Raw genomic sequence first — 23,656 nt, 5'->3', positions numbered from 1 at the left:
CGCTGCACTGAAACATCTTGCGCGGGCTGCCGTGCAGGACGCAGTGGGCTTGGCACCCGCAACGCGGGCAGCGGAAGCCGTCCGGCCATCGGGCCCGCTCCAGCGCCGCCTCGCACTGGGCCTCGGTGCCGTACTGGGCGATGAATGCCGGCAACGACATCCCCGGCTGAAACTGAATCCGATTCTGCGCCATGGTGGCACCCTCCGCTCGCTGTGTAGCCTCAGCGTACGCCCGGGGGTGGCTCACCCTGTGAGCCTGGCTGACTCTCGTCGCTAATCAGGAAAGCGTTTTGACCACAGCGGTCACGGAGGACACAGAGAAGGGAAAGGATTTGTGTGCCACTTAGCCCACAAAGATACGAGATCGTCCCGATTCTTTGGTTTTCGAACCCTTGAACCACAGTGGTTGTGAACGTCCCCGGCCGACGTGACATCCCCGTACCGGCCGCCCAAGAATTCAGCCCTTCTTCGTGTTCTTCGTGCCCCCTGTGGTGCAACCGCCCTTGACCTTGAATTCCGCGTGGGCCTGCGTGGTGCAGGCGGCTAGTGGCGGGTGTTGCCGCCGCCGTCGGGGACGAACATGCCTTCCTGGGAGGGGGGCGAGCGGCGGCCGTGCGAGGCGTGATGGAACAGGAGCCGCCAGCGCGAATCCACCCGTCGCCAGGTCTGGCTGATCAGGATGGTCCCGGTCGGCGCCACGTCGCCCGGGCGGGTGATCGCCTCCTCGATGACCAGGCTGATGACTTCGCCGCTGTCGTGGCGTCCCACGATCTTTGGCTCGATACCGATGTTCAGTTCGCGCGCGAAGACCAGCAGCCAGCTCTCCATCACCTCCGCCACGCCGCGGTGCGCGCGCGGGCTGCCCGGGTGGATGCAGACGATGTCCGGCCGCTCGGCCCACAGGCGCATCATCTGCTCGATGTCGGCGGCGCGGAACGCGGTGTAGTACGCCTCGACGCAGCGGTCGGCATCGGTCTCCATCAGTGCATGCCCCCGGTCGGCCATTCCGGGGCCGGTTCCGGGTCCGGGCTGGCGTGGTGGAGCACCATGCGCCAGCTGTCGCCCACCTGGCGGTAGCCGTTGGATGCCAGCATCACGCCTCGGCGCTCCCCGTGGACGTAGAGGTTTTCCCGCAGGACGTGCAGGACGAGGTCATCGCCCGGGATCGCCGTCACCTGGGTGCGGTGGACCACGACGCCGCGCATGCCGGGCAGAATGTCGTCCCAGCTCTCCAGGATCACGTCCGTTCCCTGCAGGCGTTCGCCCCCGGGGTGGATGCAGACGCACTCGTCGCTGTCGTGCCAGACCTCGCGCATGCCCTGCGGGTCGCCCGCCTGAAAGGCTTCGTAGAACGCGGCTTCCGCGGACTGGGGAGAGGGGAACGTGGCCATACGCGTCGGGGGAGCTCCAGAAACGGAATGCTTATTGTCGCAGGAGCGCTTCCCGATGACGAATGCGGGCCGGGAGATGACGTGGTCGGCTCGAGCCGCCAGAATGGCGCCCCCGGACCTCTGGAGCCCGCATGGCACGCATCCTCGCCACCGGCATTGTGACCCTCGACCATACCCTCGACGTCGCGGCATTTCCCGCCGAGGATGCGGAGATTCGCGCGCTCGCCAGCACGACCCAGCCCGGCGGCAACGCCACCAATACCGCGGCGATCCTGGCCCAGTTCGGGCACCGCCCGGGGCTGGCCGCGGTGATTGCCCGGGGCGCGGGCGGGGATGCCCTGGTCGAGCAGTTGCAGGCGCGCGGGCTGGACGTACAGCACTGCGTGCGGCGGCCCGGAGCGACGCCGACCTCGCATATCCTGCGTTCCCGGGCCACCGGCAGCCGTACCATCGTCCACCACCGCGATCTCCCCGAACTGGAGGAAGCGGATGTCTCCGGCGTGCCCTGGTCGGAATACGACTGGCTGCACTTCGAGGGCCGTAACCCCGAAGCCCTGGTCGCGATCCTGGCAGCCGCGCGCGCAAGTATCTTCGACCAGCCCGTATCGCTGGAGCTGGAGAAACCCCGTCCCGGCCTGGAGGCCTGCCTGGAGTATGCCGACGTCCTGATGCTTTCGCGGGACTGGGCCGCCACCGTGGCGGATACACCGGAGGACGCGCTGCGGCAGATGGCGAGCCGCTTCCCCGACCGCATCCTGACCGTGACGGCCGGAAGCGCCGGGGCCTGGCTGGCTGCCCGTGGCGCGATCCACCACTGTGCACCCACGCCCGGTCTGCAGGTCGTGGACAGCGTGGGTGCGGGAGATGCCTTCAATGCCGGCCTGATCGATGCACTGGTCTCCGGCACGCCCCCCGAGCAGGCTTTGTACGCGGCCGTGCGCCTGGCCGAGCGCAAGCTCGCGCAGCGCGGGTTCGAGGGGCTGGCGGCGGCGGTGTCCGACCTCGGTGCCGGGCCGGGTTAGGGCCGGGAGAAGGGGGATAGCCGCCTGTTCAGCGGCACACAGGCGTCAGTGGAGGGTCAGGCCTCTTCGCCGAAACGGTCGGCCACCAGTTCGGTCAGCGCGTCCAGCGCCTCGGGGGCGTCCTCGCCTTCGGTCTCGATGGTGATCTCGCTGCCCTGGGCCGCGGCCAGCATCATGACCCCCATGATGCTCTTGCCGTTGACTTCCTGCTGGTTGCGGGAGACGGTGACATCGGCGGCGTACTGGCTGGCCAGGCTGACAAACTTGGCCGCAGCACGCGCGTGCATCCCCAGGCGGTTAACGATGGGGACTACGCGCTGCGGCATCGCTGCACTCCTGGTCGCAGAGAAGGATTCCGTCATGCCCGCCGGACAGGGCCTTGTTGACCAGCTCGGTCAGCGGGAGATGCTGGTAGTTGAGGACGCGGATCAGCATCGGCAGGTTGATCCCGGCGATCACGCGCGCGTTGGCCCCGCGAGCCACTCGGCTGGCGACGTTGGAGGGGGTGGAACCGAACATGTCGGTCAGGATCAGTACCCCGGCGCCACTGTCCAGAGTGGTCAGGCGCTCGCGGGCGCGGGCCAGGACCTCGTCGGGGTCGTCGTTCTGGGACATCGCCATGGACTCGCAGTCATCGGGCAGGCCGCCAAGCATGCTTTGTGCGGTCTGCAAGAGGGTGTCGCCCAGGTTTTGATGCGTGATCAGAATGAGACCAACGCCCATGGATCTGCTCCAATTGCGGGTTCCGTAGGGGCCTGCCCCCGCGCTTCGTGGTTACTGCTTGCCCAGCTCGCGGTGACGGGTGCTAACAGTAACATGTTCCCGGTCCCGCCACGCCCCCGCAAGGCGTTCGACCAGGTATACCGAGCGGTGTCGGCCGCCGGTGCAGCCGATCGAGACCGTCACGTAACTGCGGTGGTCCTCCAGCAGCCGCGGGAGCCACTGCGAGAGAAAGCCCTGGATGCTGTCGAACATGGCCGCGACCTCCCCGTGCCCCTCGAGGAACTCGCATACGGCCGGGTCGCGGCCGGTCAGGCCGGCCAGCTCGCGTTCGTAGTAGGGGTTGGGCAGACAGCGCACGTCGAATACGAAGTCCGAGTCCATCGGCGCGCCGTGCTTGAAGCCGAAGGACTGGAACAGCAGGGACAGCTCGTGCTCTCCGCGCTCGCCCATGCGGTCGCGCAGGGTACGGGCCAGGTCGTGCATCGACAGCCGCGAGGTGTCCACCGTCAGGTCGGCCTCCGCCGCGACGTGGCCCAGCCACTCGCGTTCGCGGTCGATGGCCTCCACCAGGGGCACGCCATCGCGCGCCAGCGGGTGACGCCGCCGGGTCAGGTGGTAGCGCCGCAGCAGTACGTCGCTTGAGGCCTGCAGGAACAGGACCTCCACCTGCAGGCCCTCCGCCCGTAGCCCGGCCAGCAGGCTGGCAAACCCCTTCAGGGCCTCCAGCCCGCTGCGCACGTCGACGCCCACCGCCAGATGGCGATCGCCCTCGGTGTCGTAGTGGCCCTGGCGCACCTGGCGGATCAGATCCGGCAGCAGCGGCAGCGGGAGGTTGTCCACACAGAAATAGCCCGCGTCCTCCAGGGTGTGCAGGGCCACGGTCTTGCCGGATCCGGACAGACCGCTGACGATCAGCAGGCGCATGGCGGACTCAGCCCTCCGGGTCCGGGTTGGGGACGGTCGTGGCGGGCACGGCCCGGTGGTAGGGCGGCTCCTCGGCCTCGCCGCTCATCTGCCGGCGCTGGCGGGCGCGCAGGTCATCCCCGGCGATGTAGCCCTGCATGTGCAGCATGTGGTTGCGCACGGCGGCCTCGATCATCACCGCGATGTTGCGACCCGGCGCCACCGGCAGACTGATCAGCGGGATGCGCAGGCCGAGGATGTCGATCTCGCCGCGGCGGCCGTTCAGCCGGTCGTCGGGCACCGGTGAGGGTTCGCCGTGATCGCGCAGGTCGATAATCAGTCGCAGGTACTTGCCGCCCTTGATTGCGGAGTCGCCGTACATCGCGCGGATGTTCAGCACCCCCAGCCCGCGCACCTCGAGCAGGTCCTGGAGCAGGGCCGGGCAGTGACCGCGCACGATGTCGGGGGCGATGCGCGCGAACTCGGGGGCATCGTCGGCGATCAGGCGGTGCCCGCGCGAGATCAGCTCCAGCGCCACCTCGCTCTTGCCGACGCTGGAGGCCCCGCTGATCAGGACGCCGATGCCGAGGATCTCCATGAACACGCCATGGCGCACCTCGAAGTGCGCCAGACGCTGCTGCAGGAAGTAGCGCAGCAGCGCGATGATCTCGTGGCTGCTGGTGCTGGAGCACAGGATCAGCGGCAGCGCCTCCTGCGGGGCATGGGGCATCTCCGAGAACGGACAGGTGTCCTCGGCGAAGATCACCGCGGTGGTGCCGGTGCGGGCCATCTCCAGGATCAGGTCGTTGCGCTGGTCGTCGCTGAGGCCGGCGATGTAGCGGGCCTCGAAGTCCCCGATGACCTGGATGCGGTTGGGGCGGATCAGGTTGAGGTGGCCGGCCAGTGGCAGGTCATCCCCGTCCTCGCCGACCAGCTTGCGGTCGGGGGCGGCGTGCTCGCCATGCACGAAGCGCAGATCCAGGCGGTTGCCCATAGCCTGGATCAGGCTCTCCACGTTGATGTCGCGGGCAATCCCGCCTTCGCCCAGTGCCTCGTTCATGAGCAGGGCCGGCGGGGATCGGTGGCGTGGCAGGGTGCGGGGCGCACGGGATCAGCCCTCGCGGAAGCGGCGGACGAGTTCCTGTTCCAGGCTGGCGGCATCGCCGGCCCGGCGCAGGGCGGCAATGGTGTCCGGTTGCGAAAGCCCGCGCGCCAGCTGGGCCAGCAGGTCGAGGTGATCGCTGGTGGCGGCCTCCGGGACCAGCAGGGCGATCAGGATATCGACCGGCTCGTGGTCCATGGCGTCGAAGTCGACGCCGCTCTCCAGGCGCAGGACGGCCACGCGCGGAGCCTCGAGATCGGCCAGGCGGCCATGGGGGATCGCAACCCCATGGCCCAGGCCGGTGGAGCCCAGCTTTTCGCGCGCGGACAGGGCCTCGAAGATCGCGGTGCTGCCCGGTCCGCCGGCATCACCGCCGCCGGCGAGGAGTTCCGACAGGGCCTCCAGGGCCCGCTTCTGACTGGAGCATTCCGGCTCCAGGCGGATGCGCTCGGCGGTGATCAGCTCGGCAATGGACATGGGTCAGGAGGCCTGCTCACGGTTGCGCTGGGCGCCCTCGGCCCGGTGATGATCCTTGACCTTTTCCTTGTGCTTGATCAGCTGGCGGTCGACCTTGTCGATCAGCGCGTCGATGGCGGCGTACATGTCCTCGTGGGAGGCCTCCGCGTGGATGTGATTGCCGCTGACCTGGAGATTCGCCTCGGCCTTGTTGAACTGGTTCTGGGTCTTCTCGTGGGTCAGCACGACGTGCACGTCGATGACCTTGTCGAAGTGGCGTTCCAGCTTCGCGAACTTCTCGTTGACGTAGTCGCGCAGGGCGTCGGTGAGGTCCACATGGTGGCCGGTCAGGTTGATCTGCATGGTCGGGACTCCTTGGTTACTTGTGGCCGGTGGGCATGGAGGCCATCTGCCGGCGTTCGCTGGATGAAGGGATGTGCATCGCCTCGCGGTACTTGGCCACGGTGCGACGCGCCACATTGATGCCCCGGTCCGCCAGGATCTGGGCGAGCCGGGCATCGCTGAGCGGCTTGTTCGCGGGTTCGTCGTCGATCAATTCGCGAATCATGGCACGGATGGCGGTGGCGGAACACTCGCCACCGTCGTTGGTGCCGACATGGCTGGAGAAGAAATACTTGAACTCGAAGACTCCGCGCGGGGTGTGCATGTATTTCTGGGTGGTCACCCGGGAGATGGTCGATTCGTGCATCTCCAGGATCTCGGCGATATCGCGCAGGATCAATGGCTGCATCGCGACCTCGCCGTGTTCCAGGAAGCCTTGCTGGCGATGGACAATCGCCTCGGCGACGCGCAGCAGGGTGTCGTTGCGGCTGTGCAGGCTCTTCAGGAACCAGCGCGCCTCCTGCAGCTGGTCGCGCATGAAGGCACTGTCGCGGGCATCCGATACCTGGCGCACCATGCCGGCGTAGAGGTCGTTGATACGGATGCGTGGCGCGATTTCCGGGTTCAGCTCCACGCGCCAGCCCTCCGGGGTGTGGCGCACGTAGACATCGGGCACCACGTATTCGGAGGTGGCGGCACTGATCTGCGCGCCCGGCCGCGGGTTCAGGGTGCGGATCAGGTCCAGGGCGCGCGCCAGTTCGTCCGGGTCGCGCACACCCGACTGGCGTTGCAGGGCTTTGTAATCGCGCTTGCCCAGGCTGTCCATGCCGTGTTCCAGGATCGCCCGGGCGGCCTCGCGGGCGGGGGCGTCCGGGGCCAGTTCGCGCAGCTGAATCTCCAGGCATTCGCGCAGATCGCGCGCGCCCACGCCCAGGGGGTCGCACTGCTGGATCCAGTGCAGGACTGCCTCGACCTCATCCACGCCGACGGGCTCTTCCTCGCCGCGGCTGATGGTCTCGGCCAGCGTCTCGAGGTCGCCTTCGAGATAGCCGTCGGGGCTGATCGCGTCGATCAGGGCCGCGCCGATGCGCTGGTCGCGCGGAGTCAGGTGGCTCAGGTGCAGCTGCCACAGCAGGTGGTCCTGCAGGCCCTCGCCGTCGTCGTCGCTGGTGTTTTCCAGCGGGTCGCGGTCATCCACGCCCTTGGGGGCGGGCGGCGGTTCGTAGATGTCGTCCCAGCGGCTGTCGGTGGTGAGCTCCTCGGGAATCACGTCATCGCTGGTGGTAGTGGCCTCCATGCGGTCGCCTTCCACCACCTCGCCCTCCGCGTCCAGGCGCTCGGCCCCGCCCATGTCGTCCTCGTCTTCCACCTGTTCGAGCATGGGGTTGCTCTCCAGCGCCTGCTGGATCTCCACCTGCAGCTCGAGCGTGGACAACTGCAACAGGCGGATCGCCTGCTGCAGTTGCGGGGTCATGGTGAGCGTCTGACCCAGCTGAAGATTCAGGCCGGGTTTCAGCATTGGCTGTGCGGGTCGCGGGTGACCATAAGAGCGATCTTAAATGCTGCCTCGTGGTTTGTGCACCGGCGCGGGTTGTGCGCGTGCCGGAATCACAGGCGGAAATTCTCGCCGAGATAGACCCGGCGCACCTGGGGGTCGGCCAGTAGCTCGTCGGGTGTCCCGGCGGCCAGCAGGCGCCCCTCGCTCAGAATATAGGCCCTGTGGCAGATCCCGAGGGTTTCGCGCACGTTGTGATCGGAGATCAGAACCCCGATGCCGCGCGCTGCAAGGTGGCGAATTACATCCTGGATATCGCCCACCGAGATCGGGTCCACCCCGGCAAAGGGCTCGTCCAGGCAGATGAATTGCGGGTCACCGGCCAGGGCCCGCGCAATCTCGGCGCGCCGACGTTCGCCGCCGGACAGCGCGATCCCGGGGCTGTGGCGCACGGTCTCGAGCTGAAACTCCTCGATCAGCGCGTCGCCGATACGCCGGCGTTCGTGGCGGTCCAGTCCGGGACGCAGTTCCAGCACGGCCTGCAGGTTGTCCCACACGCTCAGGCGGCGAAAGATCGAGGCCTCCTGGGGCAGGTAGCCGAGACCGGCGCGGGCGCGCACGTGGATGGGCGCGCGGGTGATGTCGTGCCCGCCCAGGGTGATGCGCCCGGCGTTAGGGCGGATCAGCCCGACCAGGCTGTAGAAGCAGGTGGTCTTGCCGGCGCCGTTGGGACCCAGTAGGCCGACCACTTCACCGGGTGCGAGGTCGACATCCACCTGGTCGAGCACGGTGCGCTGGCCGTAGCGCTTGGTCAGTTCGCGCCCGATCAGGCGATCACGGGCCTCGGCGGGTTCCGGCGCCGGGCTGGTGGCGGGTGCGTTCATTCGTCGTCGCGTGGCTGGATGGTGATACGTACGCGTTCGCTGTCGCCCTCGCCGCGTTCGGCCTCGATCACGTCGGTGGTCAGGTCGTAGGTGATGCGCTTGCCGCGCGCCTCTTCGCTGGCGGTGATCACATGGGCCTGGTCGGTGAGGATCATGCGGTCCTCGTTCAGCAGGTAGTCGATGCGCAGCGCGGTGGCGATACGCATCTCGCCGGTCTCGGGGTCGGGGGATTCCAGGCGGGCCGGCTCGCCGTGGGCCTCCATCTCGTAAGGGCGACGATCCCGGGTGCGCACGTAGACCGTGTCGGCCTCCAGCGTCATGTCGCCGCGGATCACGATCACGTCCCCGGTGTAGGTGCCCAGGCCCTGGCGTTCGTCCATCTCCGCGCGGTCGGCGGTGATCTCCACCGGCAGCGAGGGTCCCGATCCCTGCTGGCCCAGGGCCGGCGTCGCCAGCAGGGCGGAGAGGAGGCCGGCCGCCGCAAGCAGGCCCGGCAGGCGGCGGCTATTCGGGATCGGGGTCATGCGCGGGGTCCTCCTCGCTCGCCTCGCTGTAGAGCGAGTACACGTCATGGAACAGCTCTATGGTATCCGCTCGCGAGTCCACGCGCAGGCCGGTGCCGCGCTGGAACAGCCCGGGCTGGTTCAGGGTGGAGAGGGCGTCCGAGGTGGCGACCATGGTGTCTGTGGCGATACGTACATCCCGCGAGTCGATGACCGTCTGCACGCGTTCGCCGCGGGCTGGTTGTACGCCGTGGGTGGGGCCGACCAGGTCCAGGGTTTCGTCAGCCGGGCGGTGCAGGGCCGCCGGGGCGGTCCAGCGCCATTCGATACCGCCATCGGCGAACAGGTCGAGTTCCGGGTCATCCACCCACTGCGGCCCGTCGCGGCCGAATTCGCGCAGTCGGGTGCCCTGCAGCCGGTGGGTCCGCTCACCGTCGTCGCCGGTGGCGTGCAGCGTGAATCCGTCGATCTGCAGGGTCACCTCGCCCTCGGGCGGGGTGACCTCGGCGGTTGCGGGGCTTGCGCACGCCAGCGTGAACAGGACCAACGGCGGCGCCAGACCGTACCGGTTGCGTCTCCGCCGGCTCATCCGTTCAGGTAGGTCTCGAGCAGGGCGTCCAGCCGGTCCTGCGCGGCCAGCAGCCCCTCGCAGGCCTCGCGCACGGCGCCGCGCCCGCCGTGGGCCTCGGTGACCCACTGGGCGTGGCGGCATACCAGCGGGTGGGCGTCCCCGACCGCGATCCCGAGCCCGACCCGCTGCATGGCCGGCAGATCGACGATGTCGTCGCCCATGAAGGCGGCTTCCGCCGGGTCATGGCCGGTGCGCTGCAGCAACTCGTGCAGGGCCTCGCCCTTGTCGCGGCGGCCCTGGATCAGGTGCTCCACGCCCAGGTCCCGCATGCGGTGTTCGACCACCCCGGAGGTGCGCCCGGTCAGGATGGCGATGTCGAGGCCGCCGTCCAGCGCCAGGCGGATCCCGTGGCCGTCGCGGCTGTTGAAGGCCTTGTACTGCTCGCCGCCATCGCCCAGGAACAGGCTGCCGTCGGTCAGCACGCCGTCCACGTCCAGGATAAGCAGGCGTACGGCCTGCTGGCGGGTGCGCAGGGTCGCGGCATCCAGGTTCATCAGGCCACCCCGGCGCGCAGCAGGTCGTGCATGTTGATCACGCCGACCAGGCGCTGGTCGGCGTCGGTGACCGGCAGGGCGTTGATGCGCCGGCTCTCCATGGTCTCGAGTGCCGTGACCGCCAGCCAGTCGGGCTGCGCGGTGTGGCCGCCGGTGGTCATCGCCTCGCCGATGGTCAGGCCGTCCAGGCTGTGCCCGGCATCCAGGGTGCGGCGCAGGTCGCCATCGGTGAACACGCCCTGGATGCGGTCGTCGGCGCCGGCCACGATCACCAGCCCGAGGCCCTTGCGGGTGATCTCGAACAGGGCGTCCTTCAGCGGGGCCTCCGGCGTGATGCGCGGGATCGCGTCGCCGGTGTGCATGATGTCGGCGACATGCACCAGCAGCCGCCGGCCCAGCCGGCCGCCAGGGTGCGAGCGGGCGAAGTCGTTGGCGGTGAAGCCGCGTGCATCCAGTACCGCGACCGCCAGGGCGTCGCCCATCGCCAGCGCCGCGGTGGTGCTGGAGGTGGGGGCCAGGCCCAGCGGGCAGGCCTCGCGCTCGACACTGACATCGAGGTGCACGGTGGCGTCGGCGCCCAGGCGCGAGCCGGGGTTGCCGGTCATCGCGATCAGCGGCACGCCCAGGCGCCGGATCAGCGGCAGGATGGTGAGGATTTCGTCGGTCTCGCCGGAGTTCGACAGCGCGATGACCACATCCTCGCGGGTGATCATCCCGAGATCACCATGGCTGGCCTCGCCCGGGTGCACGAAGAACGCGGGGGTGCCGGTGGAGGCCAGGGTCGCGGCCAGCTTGCTGCCGATGTGCCCGGACTTGCCCATGCCGGTGACGATCACGCGGCCCTTGCACTCGAGGATGCAGCGGCAGGCCTCGAGGAAGCTGTCGTCGATGCGCCGGGCGAGGTTGTGCACGGCCTCGGCCTCGTCGTTGAGGACGGCCAGGGCCAGGTTGCGGGTGGTTTCGGGGTTGAAGTTCATGCAGTTGCCGTAATTCCCAAATAGACAAGGTAGCTTGCGAAGGCGACGAGGAGAAGGGCGCCCTGCCAGCGCAGGATCTGTCCCCGGCGGCCCAGCGCGATCAGGAACAGGGCCACCGTCAGTGCCAGCATCACGGGATAGTCGCGTGCGAGGACGTCGGCGTCGATTGCCAGCGGCGCGATCAGGGCCGGAACCGCCAGCACCGCGAGCAGGTTGAACAGGTTGGAGCCGACCACGTTGCCGATCGCCAGCCCCGCCTCGCGGCGGAAGGCGGCGACCACCGATGTGGCCAGCTCGGGCAGGCTGGTGCCGATCGCGACGATGGTCAGGCCGATGACCAGATCGCTGACCCCCAGTTGTTCGGCGATTTCCACCGCGCCCCAGACCAGGGCCTGGCTGCTGGCCAGCAGGAGCAGTAGCCCGAACACCAGCCAGGCAATCGCGGGACCGAGGCGATCGCTGTCCGGGATGGTCTCCACCATGCCGCGCACGACTTCGGGGGCATCCTCGCCCGAGGCCTGTTGCGCGCGGCGGGCGGTCAACGCCATCCAGGCGGTGAATGCGGTCAGTCCCGCGAGCAGGGCGATGCCTTCCATCCGGCCCAGCTCGCCGCCGACCAGCAGGAGCAGGACGCCGAAGCTGACCAGCAACAGGATCGGCAGTTCGCGGCGAACCATGCCGCGGCCGATCGCCAGCGGTGCGACCACCGCGGCGGCCCCCAGCACCAGTGCGATGTTAGCGATGTTCGAACCGATCGCGTTGCCTACCGCCACGCCCGGGTTGCCCTGCAGGCTCGCGAGGACCGAGACCACGAGCTCCGGGGCCGAGGTGCCGAAGGCGACAATGGTCAGGCCGATGACCAGCGGGCTCACGCCGACCCCGCGGGCAAAGGCGGAGGCGCCGAACACGAAGCGGTCGGCACTCCAGGTCAGCAGGATCAGGCCGACGATGACGGCGGCGATGGGTAGGGCCATGGGGCAGACGGGTCCCGAACGGTCAGGCCGCGATTGTAGCGGATTGGGGCGCTGTGTCAGTGGCGCAGGCGCTCCAGGCACGCGGTGGTACTGACCCGCGGGGTCCAGCCCAGCTGCTCGCGAGCGCGGGCGCAGTCCAGCACCAGCGGGCCGTCCAGCCCGCGCACCCACCCGGGGTCGCCCGCGCGGGCGCTCAGGCGCCAGGCCAGCGGGTGCAGGGCGCGGATCAGTCCCAGGGGGACCGGTACCCCCCAGCGCCGCTGGTGGCGAGCCATGGCCCGCAGTGACCAGGCGGGTTCGGCCCCCAGATTGAAGGTGCCCTGTGTGCGGGTGGTCACGCTGCGGGCGATCGCCGCCGCGGCGTCGTCCTCCCACAGGATCTGCACCGGCTGCTCGCCCGCGGCGGGATAGAAACGTCCGCGGGCGATCTGCAGCAGCAGCGGGTGCGCATGCGGCCCGACGATCGCGGGCGGACGCAGGATGGTCACGCGGCATTCAGGGTGTTCGCGGGCGAGGGCGCGCAGGGCCTGCTCCACGGCCACCTTGTCCTCCGCATAGGGGAAGCGCGGTCGGGTCGGGTGGTCTTCGGTCAGGGGCTGCGGGCTGTCCGGCCAGGGGCCGTAGACCGCGGCGCTGGACAGGAATACGAGGTGGCGCACGCCGGCGGCGATCGCGGTCCGAAAGACCTGATCACTGAGGGCGACATTCTGCTGCCGGACCCAGGCACGGTCGTGGCGGCGGCCGTGGCCCCCCATCAACTGGAAGGCGAGGTGCACCAGGGTGTCGACCCCGGCCAGATCCTCCGGCCGGAGCCGCGTCAGGTCGCCCACACGGGCCTCGCAGAGGGCGGCGCCTCCCGGCGGGGGGAGTGCCGGCGGAGTCCGGTCCAGCGCGAGGATGCGCAGGATCGCCGGCTCGCGCGCCAGGGCGGGCAGCAGGGCCTGTCCCACGCATCCGGCCGCGCCGGTCACGGCGATATGCATGGGTCCGTGTGGCCCTCAGGTCGCGCTGCGGGCGACGGCTGGAGCGGGGTCGGCGAACGCGGGCATGACCTCCTCCGCGAAGCAGTCCATGGACTCCTCGGCCAGGGCCTGCGGGACGGCGCCGGCGCCGAAGGCGAGCAGGACCTGGTCGACCCCCGCCTCGCGCAGTCCCTCGATGCGCTCGCGACACTCGGCGGGCGTGCCGACCAGCGTCATGCCCAGCATGTCGAGGATCTTGAGGTTGATCCCGGCCTTGACCAGGTGGCGGAAGCGGCCCAGCGAACGGTAGTAGTCGTAGCCCTCGATCAGGCGTTCCAGCACCGGCAGGGTCTGCTGGAACATGTGGCGGTAGAACCACTCGAACGCAGGCTTGGCCTCGCGCCGGGCGCGTTTGCCGTCCGGCAGGCACAGGACTCCAAGCGTCATGCCGACCCGCGGCGGATGGGCGATATCGGCGCGCGAGGCATCCCAGGCCTCGTGGTACAGGCGGATGTCCTCGCGGATCATCTGCCAGGGCTTGAACGGGCCCGCCAGCGCCCCGATGCCCTGCTCGGCCGCCCAGGTGAAGGACTCCGGGCTGACCGCGGCGGTCCAGATCGGCGGGTGCGGGGCCTGCACCGGGCGCGGCATCACGGGCACGTCGTCCAGGTGATGGAACGGGCCGTCCTGGGTGATGCGGCCGGTCGCGAAGGCCTGGCGCAGCGCGTCCAGCCCGGCATCGACCCGCGCGCGGGACTCGCTCATCTCGGCCCCGAATGTGGCATATTCGCGCGGCGAGAAGCCGCGTCCGATGCCGAGGTCCAGCCGACCGCCGGAGAGCTGGTCCAGCATGCCGACCCGCTGGGCCACCCGCAGCGGGTGGTGGTAGGGCAGGGGCACTACGCCGAGCCCCAGGCGCAGGTGCTCGGTGCGCTGGCTGGCGGCGGCCAGGACCAGGTCCGGCGCGGTGGAGTGCGAGAACTCCGGCATCAGGTGGTGTTCCACCAGCCAGGCGGTGCCGAAGCCCAGACGGTCGGCCCGCTCCCACAGGCGCAGGGTGTTCTCCAGCACCTCCGATTCGGAGGTCTGCAGGAAGTCGGGCACCGAGAGTTCATGGAATAGGTCGAAGCGCATGGCGCAACTGTGCCGCGCGCACGGGGGCGATACAAGCAGACTGCGCGAGGATACGGTTACAACGTGGTGATGGCCGGGCGGTGACGGCACGGAAGGAGAGACATGACGAACGATCAGGAAGCGCTGGCGCTGCAGGCCGCCGGAGTCGCGGGCCCCGGCGAGGACTGGTGGGAAGGCTTCTTCCCGGAGGATCTGCCGCGCGAGTGGCAACTCGAGTATTACACCCACTATCACAGCCGCCTGCTGCTGCCCGCCGCGCTGTGGCTGGAGACCTCGGCCCCCGCGTTCGGCGACTGGGACGAGGCCGTCGCCCCCGCGCTGCGGCTGACGCTCGAGTGGCCGGTGGAGGTCACTCCCGAGTCGGGAGCCGCGCGGGCGCTCGCGCTTGCCGAGGCCGCGGGCCCCTGTCTGCAGGCAGTGGCGCCGGGGCCGATGACGGCGGCGCAGGTCTCGGCAATCCGGGAGGCGCTCGAGGCGGCCGGCCTGGCGCGACTGATGGTCTATGGACCCGGTGAGCCACATACGATCACCCACGCCGAGACGGCTTTGTTTTATCCGGCCCCGACGGGATCGACGACCGTGGGTGGAGCCTGGCAGATCACCCCCGAGCCGGGCCTGGGCGCGCCGGGCTGGCGTGCGCTGGTGGAGGCCCTGGGTGCGGCCGGCGGAAGCGGCGAGACTCCGGTCTTCCTGCGGGCCCGCCCGGACCGTCTGTCGGACTTTCGGACCATCGCCCAGCTACTGGGAATGGGATGAGCATCTCCCCGTGGGTTTGACGGTCCACCGGCCGGCGGCCAGACTTCCGGGTTCTTAATGGCGAGGAGCGCGCGTGGCTGACCCGGCAGTGGCAGACAGTCCGCATATCGTGATCGAGAACCTGCGTTTCCGGCGCGGGCGCAAGGTGGTCTTCGACGACTTGTCGATGCGTATCCCGCGCGGGCAGGTGACGACCGTGATGGGCCCCAGCGGCAGCGGCAAGACGACCCTGCTGCGCCTGATCGGCGGACAGCTGCGCCCGGACGCGGGGCGCATCTGGGTGGATGGCCAGGAGGTGGCGAAGCTCTCCACCCGCCGCCTGTACGCCCTGCGCAAGCGCATGGGCATGCTGTTCCAGAGCGGCGCGCTGCTGACCGACCTTTCCGTATTCGAGAACGTCGCCTTCCCGCTGCGCGAGCACACCGATCTGCCGGAGGATGTGCTGCACGCACTGGTGCTGCTGAAGCTGGAGGCGGTGGGTCTGCGCGCGGCGCGCGAGCTGGACCCGGCCTCGCTGTCCGGGGGCATGGCCCGGCGCGTCGCCCTGGCGCGGGCCATCGCGCTGGACCCGGACCTGATCCTCTACGACGAACCGTTCACCGGGCTTGATCCGATCACCATGGGCCAGATCGTCAGCCTGATTCGCCAGACCAACGAGAGCCTGGGGCTCACCAGCGTGCTGGTCTCGCACGATGTGGCGGAGGCCATGGCGATCTCCGACCATGTGGTGCTGATCGCCAATGGCCGAGTGGTGGATGCCGGGCCGCCGGACGAGCTGGAGGCGCGCGCCTCCGACTGGAGCGCGCAGTTCCTGCAGGGCCGCCCGGACGGGCCGGTGCCGTTCCACTATCCGGGCGCGTCCTATCGCGACGACCTGCTGGGACAGGGGGAGCGCCGCGATGACTGACGCGATTGCCTCGCTGGGCCGGACCACGATCAACGCCCTGGTGGTGTTCGGTCGCGCCTTCGTCTTCCTGATGCGGGTGCTGGCGAGCCTCGATATCGTCATCCGTCGGTTCGGCCTGACACTCGCCCAGGTGTATTCGGTGGGCGTGCGCTCGCTGCTGATCATCATCGTGTCGGGGCTGTTCGTCGGCATGGTGCTCGGGTACCAGGGCTACATCACGCTGGTGAACTTCGGCGCGGCCGAGGCCCTGGGCGGGGTGGTGGCGCTGTCGCTGGTGCGCGAGTTGGGTCCGGTGGTTACCGCGCTGCTGTTCGCCGGCCGCGCCGGCTCGGCGCTGACCGCAGAGCTGGGCCTGATGAAGACCACGGAGCAGCTCTCGGCGATGGAGATGATGGCGGTGAATCCGTACCGCCGGATCTTCGCGCCACGCTTTGTCGCCGGATTCCTCTCCATGCCGCTGCTGGCGGCGATCTTCAGCGCCGTGGGGGTGATGGGGGGCTACCTCGTCGGGGTGGGGCTGCTGGGCGTGGACAGCGGCGCCTACTTCTCGCAGATGCAGTCGGTGACCGACTGGAACGAGGATGTGCTGTCCGGCGTGATCAAGAGCATCGTGTTCGGCTTCGTGGTGACCTGGATCGCGGTGTTCCAGGGCTTCAACGCGCAGCCGACCTCCGAGGGCATCTCGCGCGCGACCACGCAAACGGTGGTGGTCGCGTCGCTGGCGGTGCTGGGCCTCGATTTCATCCTGACCGGGCTGATGTTCGGCGCGGGCTGACCAACCAGTATTTCCCTAGGGTGGCAATATGAAGGTACGTTTCTTCGAACTGGCAGTGGGTGTCTTCGTACTGCTGGGCATCGGGGCGCTGTTCTACCTGGCGGTCCAGGTCAGCAACGTGACCGACTACCACGACCGCGACACCTACACGGTGACCGGCTACTTCGACAACATCGGCGGGCTCAAGACCCGGGCCCCGGTCACGGTCTCGGGTGTGCGCATCGGCCGGGTCGCGGATATCCGCTACGATCCGGAGCGCTTCCGCGCCGAGGTGACCCTCGCCATCCGCTCGGAGCACGACTATCTGCCGATGGATACGCAGGCGGCTATCCATACCGCGGGGCTGCTGGGCGAGCAGTACATCGCCCTGGAGCCGGGCGGCGACTACGAAACCCTGCAGGACGGCGACGAGCTGATGTTTACCCAGTCGGCCCTGGTGCTGGAGAACCTCATTGGTCGTTTCATGACCAACATGGGTAGTGACTGATTCGCCCAAACCCGGAGCAAGAGACATGACACGGTTGCGTGACTATATGTGGAGCCTGCCGCTGGGGCTGATGGTCCTGCTGCTGGCGGCGCCGGCCCAGGCCGACAATCCCGCCGAGATCATCCAGCAGTCCATCGACGCGGTGTACAAGGAGCTGCGCGCCAACGAGTCGCGTGCGCAGGAGGATCCGGACTTCGTGATCGGTGTCATCGAGGACAAGATCCTGCCGGGCGTGGACGTCAACGGCATGGCCCGGCTGGTCCTGGCGCGCCACTGGCGGGATGCCAGCAGCGAGCAGCAAAGCCGGTTCACCGAAGCCTTCAAGAACACGCTGCTGCAGGCCTACGGGGTGCAACTGGCCGACCATCTGGACAAGGATGTGCGCGTGATCGAGCGCCGCTCGCGCCAGGACGAGCGCATGGCGGTGGTGGCCACCGAGGTGGTGATGGGATCCGGCCAGTCGAACATCCAGGTGAACTACCGGCTGCGCCCGGTGAACGGCGAATGGAAGGTCTTCGATGTCGAGGCCGAGGGGCTCAGCTTCGTGGGCAACTTCCGCACCCGATTCAACGAGGAGATCAACCGCGACGGTCTGGACGCCCTGATCGAGCGCCTGGAAGACGGGGACGAGAGTCTGGTCGAGGACGCGGTGGGCGATGCCATCCAGGACAACGGGGCCGGCAACCCGTGAGCGATGCACAGATCCGGGCCGATGACGGTGGCCTGGTCGTCAGCGGGCCGCTGACCTTCGCCACTGTCTCCGGGCTGGAGGCCCGGGCGCGCGGGCTGATGGCGCACCTGCCGGAGCATGCACGGGTGGATCTGTCCCGGGCCGGACGCATCGACAGCGCCGGCGTGGCCTTCCTCGTCATCCTCTGGCGCCGGGCACGGGAGCAGGGCCGCACGCTGGTCTTCGAACCCCTGCCCGACGGGCTCCGGCCGTTGCTGGGGTTGTATGACCTGGAGGCGATCATTACCGACTCCGCGGCCCGTTCCGTGGCCTGACCCGGGTGAACGGGCGAGTGCCGCGCGGATTCGTTATCATGGCGCGTTTCGCCGGGCCATGATCGGTCCGGCGGTGAATCCGGGCACCCCATGGACAAGCTGATCATCACCGGAGGCGGCCGACTCGAGGGTCAGGTCTGGATCTCCGGGGCCAAGAACGCCGTGTTGCCGATCCTGTCCGCCACCCTGCTGGCGGACGGGCCGATGACCATTGGCAACGTCCCGCACCTGCAGGACGTCACCACGACCATGGAGCTGCTCGGGCGCATGGGCGTAAGCCTGACGGTCAACGAGCGCATGCGCATCGAGGTCGACCCGACCACGCTGACCCAGTGTGTGGCGCCGTACGATCTGGTGAAGACCATGCGCGCCTCCATCCTGGTGCTGGGGCCGTTGCTGGCGCGCTTCGGCGAGGCCGAGGTGTCGCTCCCGGGTGGCTGTGCGATTGGCTCGCGGCCGGTGAATCTGCACTTGCGTGGCCTCGAGGCCCTGGGCGCCGAGATCGATGTCGACGGCGGCTACATCCATGCGCGCGCGGATCGCCTGAAGGGCGCGCGGGTGGTGTTCGACCAGGTCACCGTGACCGGTACCGAGAACCTGCTGATGGCCGCGACCCTGGCCGAGGGCGAGACTCTGATCGAGAACGCCGCGCGCGAGCCGGAGGTGATCGATCTGGCGGACTGCCTGACGGCGATGGGGGCGAAGATCCAGGGCGCCGGCACCGACACCATCCGGGTGCAGGGCGTGGAACGCCTGCACGGCTGCGAATACGACGTGATGCCGGATCGAATCGAGACCGGTACGTTCCTGGTCGCGGCGGCCGTGACCCGCGGGCGCGTGCGCTGCCGCAATACCCGCCCGGAGTTGCTGGACGCGGTCCTGGCCAAGCTGGTCGAGGCCGGTGCCCGCGTGGATACCGGGCCCGACTGGATCGAACTGGACATGGAAGGCCGCCGGCCGAAGGCGGTGAACCTGCGTACCGCGCCGTTCCCGGCCTTCCCGACCGACATGCAGGCCCAGATGATGGTGCTGAACACGGTCGCCGAGGGCACCGGCTCGGTGGTGGAGACGGTCTTCGAGAACCGCTTCATGCACGCGCTGGAGCTGCAACGCATGGGCGCGCACATCACGATCGAGGGCAATACCGCGATCGTCGAGGGTGTGGAACGGCTGGTCGGCGCGCCGGTGATGGCGACCGACCTGCGGGCCTCGGCCAGCCTGATCATCGCCGGCCTGGTGGCCGAGGACGAGACCGAGGTGGACCGCATCTACCATATCGACCGCGGCTACGAGTGCATCGAGGAAAAACTGAGCCAGATCGGCGCGACCATCCGTCGCGAGCCGGTCTGATACGCGACTCACACGGAACCGGACGAACGCCTGACCCATGATGGATCCCAACGCCCTGACCATCGCCCTGTCCAAGGGCCGTATCCTCAAGGACACCCTGCCGCTGCTGGCCAGCGCCGGGATTGAACTGCTGGAGGATCCGGACAAGACGCGCAAGCTGATCCTCGACACCAACCGCGAGGACGTGAAGATCGTGGTGGTGCGCGCGACCGACGTGCCCACCTATGTGCAGCACGGCGCGGCATCCATTGGCGTGGCCGGCAAGGACGTCCTGATGGAGCACGGGGCCGCGGGGCTGTACGAGCCGCTGGACCTGCATATCGCCCAGTGTCGCCTGATGCTGGCCGGGCGCCCGGGCCAGCAGCCGGACCCGCAGCAGCGCCTGCGCATCGCCACCAAGTTCGTGAACATCACGCAGAACTATTTCGCCCAGCAGGGCCGTCAGGTCGAGATCATCAAGCTCTACGGCTCGATGGAACTGGCGCCGCTGGTCGGTCTGGCCGACTACATCGTGGACCTGGTCGATACCGGGAACACCCTCAAGGCCAATGGCCTGGAGCCGCTGGAACTGATTACCCCTATCAGTTCCCGGTTGATCGTGAACCAGGCAGCCATGAAGATGCGACATAGAACCATTCAAAATCTCATCGAGGGCCTGCGCGAGGCCGTCACGCCCGCGACGACGTAACCGAGAACACCATGACCGCCGATACCGACGACCTCCGAATCCGCGAAATCCAGGAGGTGTCCGCCCCGGACACCGTCCGCGAGGAGCTGCCGATCACCGATGCGGCCGCCGACACCGTGTTCGAGGCACGCCAGGCCTGCCATCGCATCCTGCACGGTGAGGACGATCGCCTGCAGGTGATCGTCGGCCCCTGCTCGATCCACGACGTGGATGCCGCGCTGGACTATGCCGATCACCTGAAGACCCTGCGCGAGGAACTCTCCGATGCCCTGCACATCGTGATGCGGGTGTATTTCGAGAAGCCGCGCACCACGGTCGGCTGGAAGGGCCTGATCAACGACCCGGACCTGGACGGCAGCTTCCACATCAACAAGGGCCTGCGCGTGGCGCGCGGGCTGCTGCGCGATCTGGCGGTCAAGGGCATGCCGGCGGCTACCGAATACCTCGACCTGATCAGCCCGCAGTACATCGCGGACCTGGTCGCCTGGGGCGCGATCGGCGCTCGCACCACCGAGAGCCAGGTGCACCGCGAACTGGCCTCCGGCCTGTCCTGCCCGGTGGGCTTCAAGAACTCCACCGACGGCAGCCTGCGGGTGGCGATCGACGCGATCCGCTCGGCCTCACGCCCGCACCACTTCCTGTCGGTGACCAAGGCCGGTCGCTCGGCGATCTTTTCCACCACCGGCAACGACGACTGTCACATCATCCTGCGCGGCGGCAAGCAGCCGAACTACGATGCCGAGAGCATCGAACAGGCCTGCAAGGAGCTGCGCATGGCCGAGCTGCCGGAGATGGTGATGGTCGACTGCAGCCACGCGAACAGCCGCAAGGACCCGCAACAGCAGGTCGAGGTGGCACGGGTGCTGGGCGAACAGATCGCCGGCGGTGACCGACGCATCATGGGTGTGATGCTGGAGAGCCACCTGACCGGCGGCCGCCAGGACATCCTGCCCGGCAAGCCGCTGAAATACGGCCAGAGCATTACCGATGCCTGCATGGGCTGGGACGACAGCGAGGCCACCCTGCGCCTGCTGGCCGAGGCCGTGCGGGCCCGCCGCAAGACGCCCGTGCCTGCCTGACAAGACGTCCGTGCCCGTCTGAACCGAGGAATACGCCATGCCCTCCATTGCCCGACTCGATACTCAGCAGCCCGATTTCGACCAGGCCCTGGAGCACCTGCTGTCCTGGGAGTCCGTTGCCGACACCGGCGTACGCGATGCGGTGGACGAGATCCTGGGGGCCGTGCGCGCCGAGGGTGACGCGGCCGTGCTGCGCTACACCGCCAAATTCGATCGCCTCGATCGCCCTGCGGTCGCGGACCTGGAGATCCCGCACGAGCGCCTGCAGGCCGCGTTGGAGTCGATCCCGCCGGAGCAGCGCTCGGCATTGGAGACCGCCGCCGCGCGCATCCGCCAGTACGCCGAACACCAGAAGATGCAGGACTGGGACTTCACCGACGAAGACGGCACGGTCCTCGGTCAGCGCGTGACCGCGCTGGATTCCGTCGGCCTTTATGTGCCCGGTGGCAAGGCGGCCTACCCGTCCTCCGTGCTGATGAACGCGGTCCCGGCGAAGGTCGCCGGCGTCGAGCTGCTGGTGATGGTCGTGCCCGCCCCGGGCGGCGAATTGAACGATCTGGTGCTGGCCGCCGCCGCCGTGGCCGGGGTGGATCGCGTGTTCACCGTGGGCGGTGCCCAGGCCGTGGCGGCCCTGGCCTATGGCACCGATACCATCCCGGCGGTGGACAAGATCGTCGGCCCCGGCAACATCTTCGTGGCGGCGGCCAAGCGCGAGGTGTTCGGCACGGTCGGCATCGACATGATCGCCGGCCCGTCGGAGATCCTGGTGGTCTGCGACGGCGAGACCGACCCGGACTGGATCGCGGCCGACCTGTTCTCGCAGGCCGAGCATGACGAACAGGCCCAGTCCATCCTGCTGTCCTGGGACGCGGCCTTCCTCGACCGCGTCGCCGAGGCCATGGACCGCCTGCTGGCCGAGATGCCGCGCGCCGAGATCATCCGCACCAGCCTCGACAAGCGCGGCGCGCTGGTGAAGGTGCGCGACTCGGCCGAGGCCGTCGCGGTCGCCAACCGCATCGCCCCGGAGCACCTGGAGCTGTCGGTGGCCGACCCGCAGGCGATGCTGGATGCCGGGCTGCGCCACGCCGGCGCGATCTTCATGGGCCGCTATACCTCCGAGGCCCTGGGCGACTACTGCGCCGGCCCCAACCACGTGCTGCCGACCTCGCGTACTGCGCGTTTCTCCTCGCCGCTGGGCGTGTACGACTTCCAGAAGCGTTCGAGCATCATCCACTGCTCGGCCGAGGGCGCGGCCAAGCTGGGCGAGACCGCTGCGGCGCTGGCCCACGGCGAGGGCCTGACCGCCCACGCCCGTTCGGCCGAACTGCGCACTCGATGACCGCCCGTGCGACCCGGACTCCGGACGCCCTGATGCGCCCGGAGGTGCTGGCGCAGCCGGCTTACCAGGTGGCCGACGCCACCGGCCTGATCAAGCTGGACGCGATGGAAAACCCGCATCCCTGGCCGGGGGAGCTGGAAGACGCCTGGCTGGCGGCCCTGCGTGATCCGCAACTGAACCGCTATCCCGACGCGCAGGCGCAGGGTCTGGCTGCACAGGTGCGCGCTGCCCACGGGGTGCCGGAAGCGGCCGGGCTGATGTTCGGCAATGGCTCCGACGAACTGATTCAGATCCTGATCACGGCGATCGCCGGCTCCGGCCGACCGGTGCTGGCCCCGGAGCCGACCTTCGTGATGTACGGGGTGCTGGCCCGTGCGCTGGGTGTGCCGTTCGTCGGCGTGCCCCTGAACGCGGACTTCACCCTGGATCTCGCGGCGATGCGCAAGGCGATGGCCGAGCACAACCCGGCCGTGGTGTTCCTCGCCTATCCCAACAATCCCACCGGGACGCTCGACGACGCCGCGACCGTGGAGACGATCGTCGACGAGAACCCGGGCGTCACCGTGGTCGACGAGGCCTACGCCCCGTTCGCTGCGCACAGCTTCCTCGCGCGCGTTGGCGAGGATGACGGGCTGATGGTGATGCGCACGGTCTCCAAGCTGGGCCTCGCCGGCGCACGGCTCGGCTATCTGGCCGGAACCCCGGCCTGGGTCGACGCGCTGGACCGCCTGCGCCTGCCGTACAACATCAACACCCTGACCCAGCGCTCCGTGGCCTTCGCCCTGGAGCACCGCGAGGCGCTGGATGCCCAGGCCCGAGGCATCATCGAGGAACGCGACCGCCTGAGCGAGCGCCTGACTGCGACGACGGGCGTCGAGCAGGTCTTTCCCAGCCAGGCCAACTTCATCCTGTTCCGGGTACGCGCCGGGGCGGGGCATGCGACCTTCGCCGCCCTGCGCGACGCCGGGATCCTGATCAAGGACGTCGGCCGCGCGCACCCCCTGCTCGCCGACTGCCTGCGCGTAACCGTCGGCCGGCCCGACGAGAACGACGCGTTCCTCGCCGCCCTAGGGCAGGTCCTCTCCACCTGACGACTTCCGGGTTGCACCACCATGGGCAGGGGCTTCGCCTGCGAGCAGGCTCCTACTGGCTGGGGGCATGTGAACGCCGCGCTGCGACGAATTTCGCCCAATCCTCCACAACCCGAAAGCCCTTCTTCCAACCTCCCCGTCTTCCTGCAGACCACAAACCGAACTTCTCCGTGGCCTCTGTGCGCT

General features: G+C 68.9%; 30 protein-coding genes. 12 read left to right on the top strand and 18 right to left on the bottom strand.

What is annotated here, in order from left to right; genetic code table 11:
• The 3 genes from D106_RS0110725 to D106_RS0110715 all read right to left on the bottom strand — a co-directional run.
• The coding region (locus tag D106_RS0110725; RefSeq protein WP_026280647.1) for a transposase at positions 1-193 on the bottom strand (193 nt) is incomplete at its 3' end.
• Between the two features lie 350 nt (positions 194-543).
• Positions 544-1,005: a nuclear transport factor 2 family protein gene (locus D106_RS0110720; RefSeq protein ID WP_018880016.1), complete on the bottom strand. Its 462-nt coding sequence runs from the start codon at positions 1,003-1,005 to the stop codon at positions 544-546.
• Positions 981-1,391 (bottom strand): nuclear transport factor 2 family protein, encoded by a 411-nt coding sequence (locus tag D106_RS0110715; RefSeq protein ID WP_018880015.1) that lies wholly within the window; start codon positions 1,389-1,391, stop codon positions 981-983. Before D106_RS0110715 ends, D106_RS0110720 begins: the two co-directional genes overlap by 25 nt.
• A gap of 131 nt (positions 1,392-1,522) precedes the next feature.
• On the opposite strand from D106_RS0110715, the gene D106_RS0110710 reads away from it, so the two are divergent.
• Positions 1,523-2,413 (top strand): PfkB family carbohydrate kinase, encoded by an 891-nt coding sequence (locus D106_RS0110710; RefSeq protein ID WP_018880014.1) that lies wholly within the window; start codon positions 1,523-1,525, stop codon positions 2,411-2,413.
• Between the two features lie 56 nt (positions 2,414-2,469).
• Here D106_RS0110710 and D106_RS0110705 read toward each other — a convergent pair whose 3' ends face one another.
• The 15 genes from D106_RS0110705 to D106_RS0110635 all read right to left on the bottom strand — a co-directional run bounded on the left by D106_RS0110705 (position 2,470) and on the right by D106_RS0110635 (position 13,993).
• A complete protein-coding gene (locus D106_RS0110705) occupies positions 2,470-2,739 on the bottom strand; it encodes an HPr family phosphocarrier protein (RefSeq protein ID WP_018865595.1) in 270 nt (89 codons plus the stop codon).
• A complete protein-coding gene (locus D106_RS0110700) occupies positions 2,711-3,136 on the bottom strand; it encodes a PTS sugar transporter subunit IIA (RefSeq protein WP_018865596.1) in 426 nt (141 codons plus the stop codon). Before D106_RS0110700 ends, D106_RS0110705 begins: the two co-directional genes overlap by 29 nt.
• A gap of 51 nt (positions 3,137-3,187) precedes the next feature.
• On the bottom strand, positions 3,188-4,060 hold the full coding sequence (gene rapZ / locus D106_RS0110695; RefSeq protein ID WP_018865597.1) for an RNase adapter RapZ: 873 nt from the start codon (positions 4,058-4,060) through the stop codon (positions 3,188-3,190).
• Between the two features lie 7 nt (positions 4,061-4,067).
• A complete protein-coding gene (hprK, locus tag D106_RS0110690; protein WP_018865598.1) occupies positions 4,068-5,099 on the bottom strand; it encodes an HPr(Ser) kinase/phosphatase in 1,032 nt (343 codons plus the stop codon).
• 51 nt (positions 5,100-5,150) lie between these two features.
• Complete coding sequence (locus D106_RS0110685) at positions 5,151-5,618, bottom strand: PTS sugar transporter subunit IIA (protein WP_018865599.1); 468 nt, start codon at positions 5,616-5,618, stop codon at positions 5,151-5,153.
• A 3-nt stretch (positions 5,619-5,621) separates the two neighbouring features.
• Positions 5,622-5,960 (bottom strand): ribosome hibernation-promoting factor, HPF/YfiA family, encoded by a 339-nt coding sequence (hpf, locus tag D106_RS0110680; protein WP_018865600.1) that lies wholly within the window; start codon positions 5,958-5,960, stop codon positions 5,622-5,624.
• A 16-nt stretch (positions 5,961-5,976) separates the two neighbouring features.
• Positions 5,977-7,458: an RNA polymerase factor sigma-54 gene (locus D106_RS0110675; RefSeq protein ID WP_018865601.1), complete on the bottom strand. Its 1,482-nt coding sequence runs from the start codon at positions 7,456-7,458 to the stop codon at positions 5,977-5,979.
• An 89-nt stretch (positions 7,459-7,547) separates the two neighbouring features.
• The gene (gene lptB / locus D106_RS0110670; protein WP_018880013.1) at positions 7,548-8,318 is read right to left on the bottom strand and encodes an LPS export ABC transporter ATP-binding protein; all 771 of its coding nucleotides are present in this window, start codon (positions 8,316-8,318) and stop codon (positions 7,548-7,550) included.
• Positions 8,315-8,842, bottom strand: a complete 528-nt coding sequence (lptA, locus tag D106_RS0110665) for a lipopolysaccharide transport periplasmic protein LptA (RefSeq protein ID WP_018880012.1) — start codon at positions 8,840-8,842, stop codon at positions 8,315-8,317. The genes lptB and lptA overlap by 4 nt, the downstream gene beginning before the upstream one ends.
• Complete coding sequence (lptC, locus tag D106_RS0110660; RefSeq protein ID WP_018880011.1) at positions 8,823-9,368, bottom strand: LPS export ABC transporter periplasmic protein LptC; 546 nt, start codon at positions 9,366-9,368, stop codon at positions 8,823-8,825. Before lptC ends, lptA begins: the two co-directional genes overlap by 20 nt.
• Before the next feature lie 38 nt (positions 9,369-9,406).
• Complete coding sequence (locus D106_RS0110655) at positions 9,407-9,946, bottom strand: HAD family hydrolase (protein ID WP_018865605.1); 540 nt, start codon at positions 9,944-9,946, stop codon at positions 9,407-9,409.
• A complete protein-coding gene (locus tag D106_RS0110650; RefSeq protein WP_018865606.1) occupies positions 9,946-10,923 on the bottom strand; it encodes a KpsF/GutQ family sugar-phosphate isomerase in 978 nt (325 codons plus the stop codon). The genes D106_RS0110655 and D106_RS0110650 overlap by 1 nt, the downstream gene beginning before the upstream one ends.
• Complete coding sequence (locus tag D106_RS0110645; protein WP_018876516.1) at positions 10,920-11,897, bottom strand: calcium/sodium antiporter; 978 nt, start codon at positions 11,895-11,897, stop codon at positions 10,920-10,922. The genes D106_RS0110650 and D106_RS0110645 overlap by 4 nt, the downstream gene beginning before the upstream one ends.
• Before the next feature lie 56 nt (positions 11,898-11,953).
• Positions 11,954-12,880: an NAD-dependent epimerase/dehydratase family protein gene (locus tag D106_RS0110640; RefSeq protein WP_018880010.1), complete on the bottom strand. Its 927-nt coding sequence runs from the start codon at positions 12,878-12,880 to the stop codon at positions 11,954-11,956.
• A 15-nt stretch (positions 12,881-12,895) separates the two neighbouring features.
• Positions 12,896-13,993 (bottom strand): LLM class flavin-dependent oxidoreductase, encoded by a 1,098-nt coding sequence (locus D106_RS0110635; RefSeq protein WP_018878135.1) that lies wholly within the window; start codon positions 13,991-13,993, stop codon positions 12,896-12,898.
• 102 nt (positions 13,994-14,095) lie between these two features.
• On the opposite strand from D106_RS0110635, the gene D106_RS0110630 reads away from it, so the two are divergent.
• The 11 genes from D106_RS0110630 (at position 14,096) to hisC (ending at position 23,470) form a co-directional block, all read left to right on the top strand.
• Positions 14,096-14,749: a hypothetical protein gene (locus tag D106_RS0110630; RefSeq protein WP_018880009.1), complete on the top strand. Its 654-nt coding sequence runs from the start codon at positions 14,096-14,098 to the stop codon at positions 14,747-14,749.
• A 73-nt stretch (positions 14,750-14,822) separates the two neighbouring features.
• The gene (locus D106_RS0110625; protein ID WP_026143123.1) at positions 14,823-15,656 is read left to right on the top strand and encodes an ABC transporter ATP-binding protein; all 834 of its coding nucleotides are present in this window, start codon (positions 14,823-14,825) and stop codon (positions 15,654-15,656) included.
• Positions 15,649-16,431 carry a lipid asymmetry maintenance ABC transporter permease subunit MlaE gene (gene mlaE / locus D106_RS0110620; RefSeq protein WP_017942738.1) on the top strand — a complete coding sequence of 261 codons (783 nt, stop codon included), beginning with the start codon at positions 15,649-15,651 and terminating at the stop codon, positions 16,429-16,431. The genes D106_RS0110625 and mlaE overlap by 8 nt, the downstream gene beginning before the upstream one ends.
• A gap of 28 nt (positions 16,432-16,459) precedes the next feature.
• Positions 16,460-16,918 (top strand): outer membrane lipid asymmetry maintenance protein MlaD, encoded by a 459-nt coding sequence (mlaD, locus tag D106_RS0110615; RefSeq protein WP_017942739.1) that lies wholly within the window; start codon positions 16,460-16,462, stop codon positions 16,916-16,918.
• A 46-nt stretch (positions 16,919-16,964) separates the two neighbouring features.
• A complete protein-coding gene (locus D106_RS0110610; RefSeq protein ID WP_017942740.1) occupies positions 16,965-17,609 on the top strand; it encodes an ABC transporter substrate-binding protein in 645 nt (214 codons plus the stop codon).
• Positions 17,606-17,923 carry a lipid asymmetry maintenance protein MlaB gene (locus tag D106_RS0110605; RefSeq protein ID WP_018865613.1) on the top strand — a complete coding sequence of 106 codons (318 nt, stop codon included), beginning with the start codon at positions 17,606-17,608 and terminating at the stop codon, positions 17,921-17,923. Before D106_RS0110610 ends, D106_RS0110605 begins: the two co-directional genes overlap by 4 nt.
• A gap of 90 nt (positions 17,924-18,013) precedes the next feature.
• Positions 18,014-19,273, top strand: a complete 1,260-nt coding sequence (gene murA, locus D106_RS0110600) for a UDP-N-acetylglucosamine 1-carboxyvinyltransferase (RefSeq protein WP_018880008.1) — start codon at positions 18,014-18,016, stop codon at positions 19,271-19,273.
• 37 nt (positions 19,274-19,310) lie between these two features.
• The gene (hisG, locus tag D106_RS0110595; RefSeq protein WP_017942743.1) at positions 19,311-19,961 is read left to right on the top strand and encodes an ATP phosphoribosyltransferase; all 651 of its coding nucleotides are present in this window, start codon (positions 19,311-19,313) and stop codon (positions 19,959-19,961) included.
• 11 nt (positions 19,962-19,972) lie between these two features.
• Complete coding sequence (locus D106_RS0110590) at positions 19,973-21,040, top strand: 3-deoxy-7-phosphoheptulonate synthase (RefSeq protein WP_018878139.1); 1,068 nt, start codon at positions 19,973-19,975, stop codon at positions 21,038-21,040.
• Positions 21,041-21,077: 37 nt separating this feature from the next.
• On the top strand, positions 21,078-22,379 hold the full coding sequence (hisD, locus tag D106_RS0110585; RefSeq protein ID WP_018880007.1) for a histidinol dehydrogenase: 1,302 nt from the start codon (positions 21,078-21,080) through the stop codon (positions 22,377-22,379).
• The gene (hisC, locus tag D106_RS0110580; protein ID WP_018880006.1) at positions 22,376-23,470 is read left to right on the top strand and encodes a histidinol-phosphate transaminase; all 1,095 of its coding nucleotides are present in this window, start codon (positions 22,376-22,378) and stop codon (positions 23,468-23,470) included. Before hisD ends, hisC begins: the two co-directional genes overlap by 4 nt.
• Positions 23,471-23,656: the final 186 nt, after the last annotated feature.

It is taken from the genome of Thioalkalivibrio sp. ALE9 (genome assembly GCF_000377445.1).
Lineage (GTDB): Bacteria > Pseudomonadota > Gammaproteobacteria > Ectothiorhodospirales > Ectothiorhodospiraceae > Thioalkalivibrio.
Note: the sequence above shows the minus strand (reverse complement) of the source record. Positions and strands in the feature narration are given on the sequence as shown.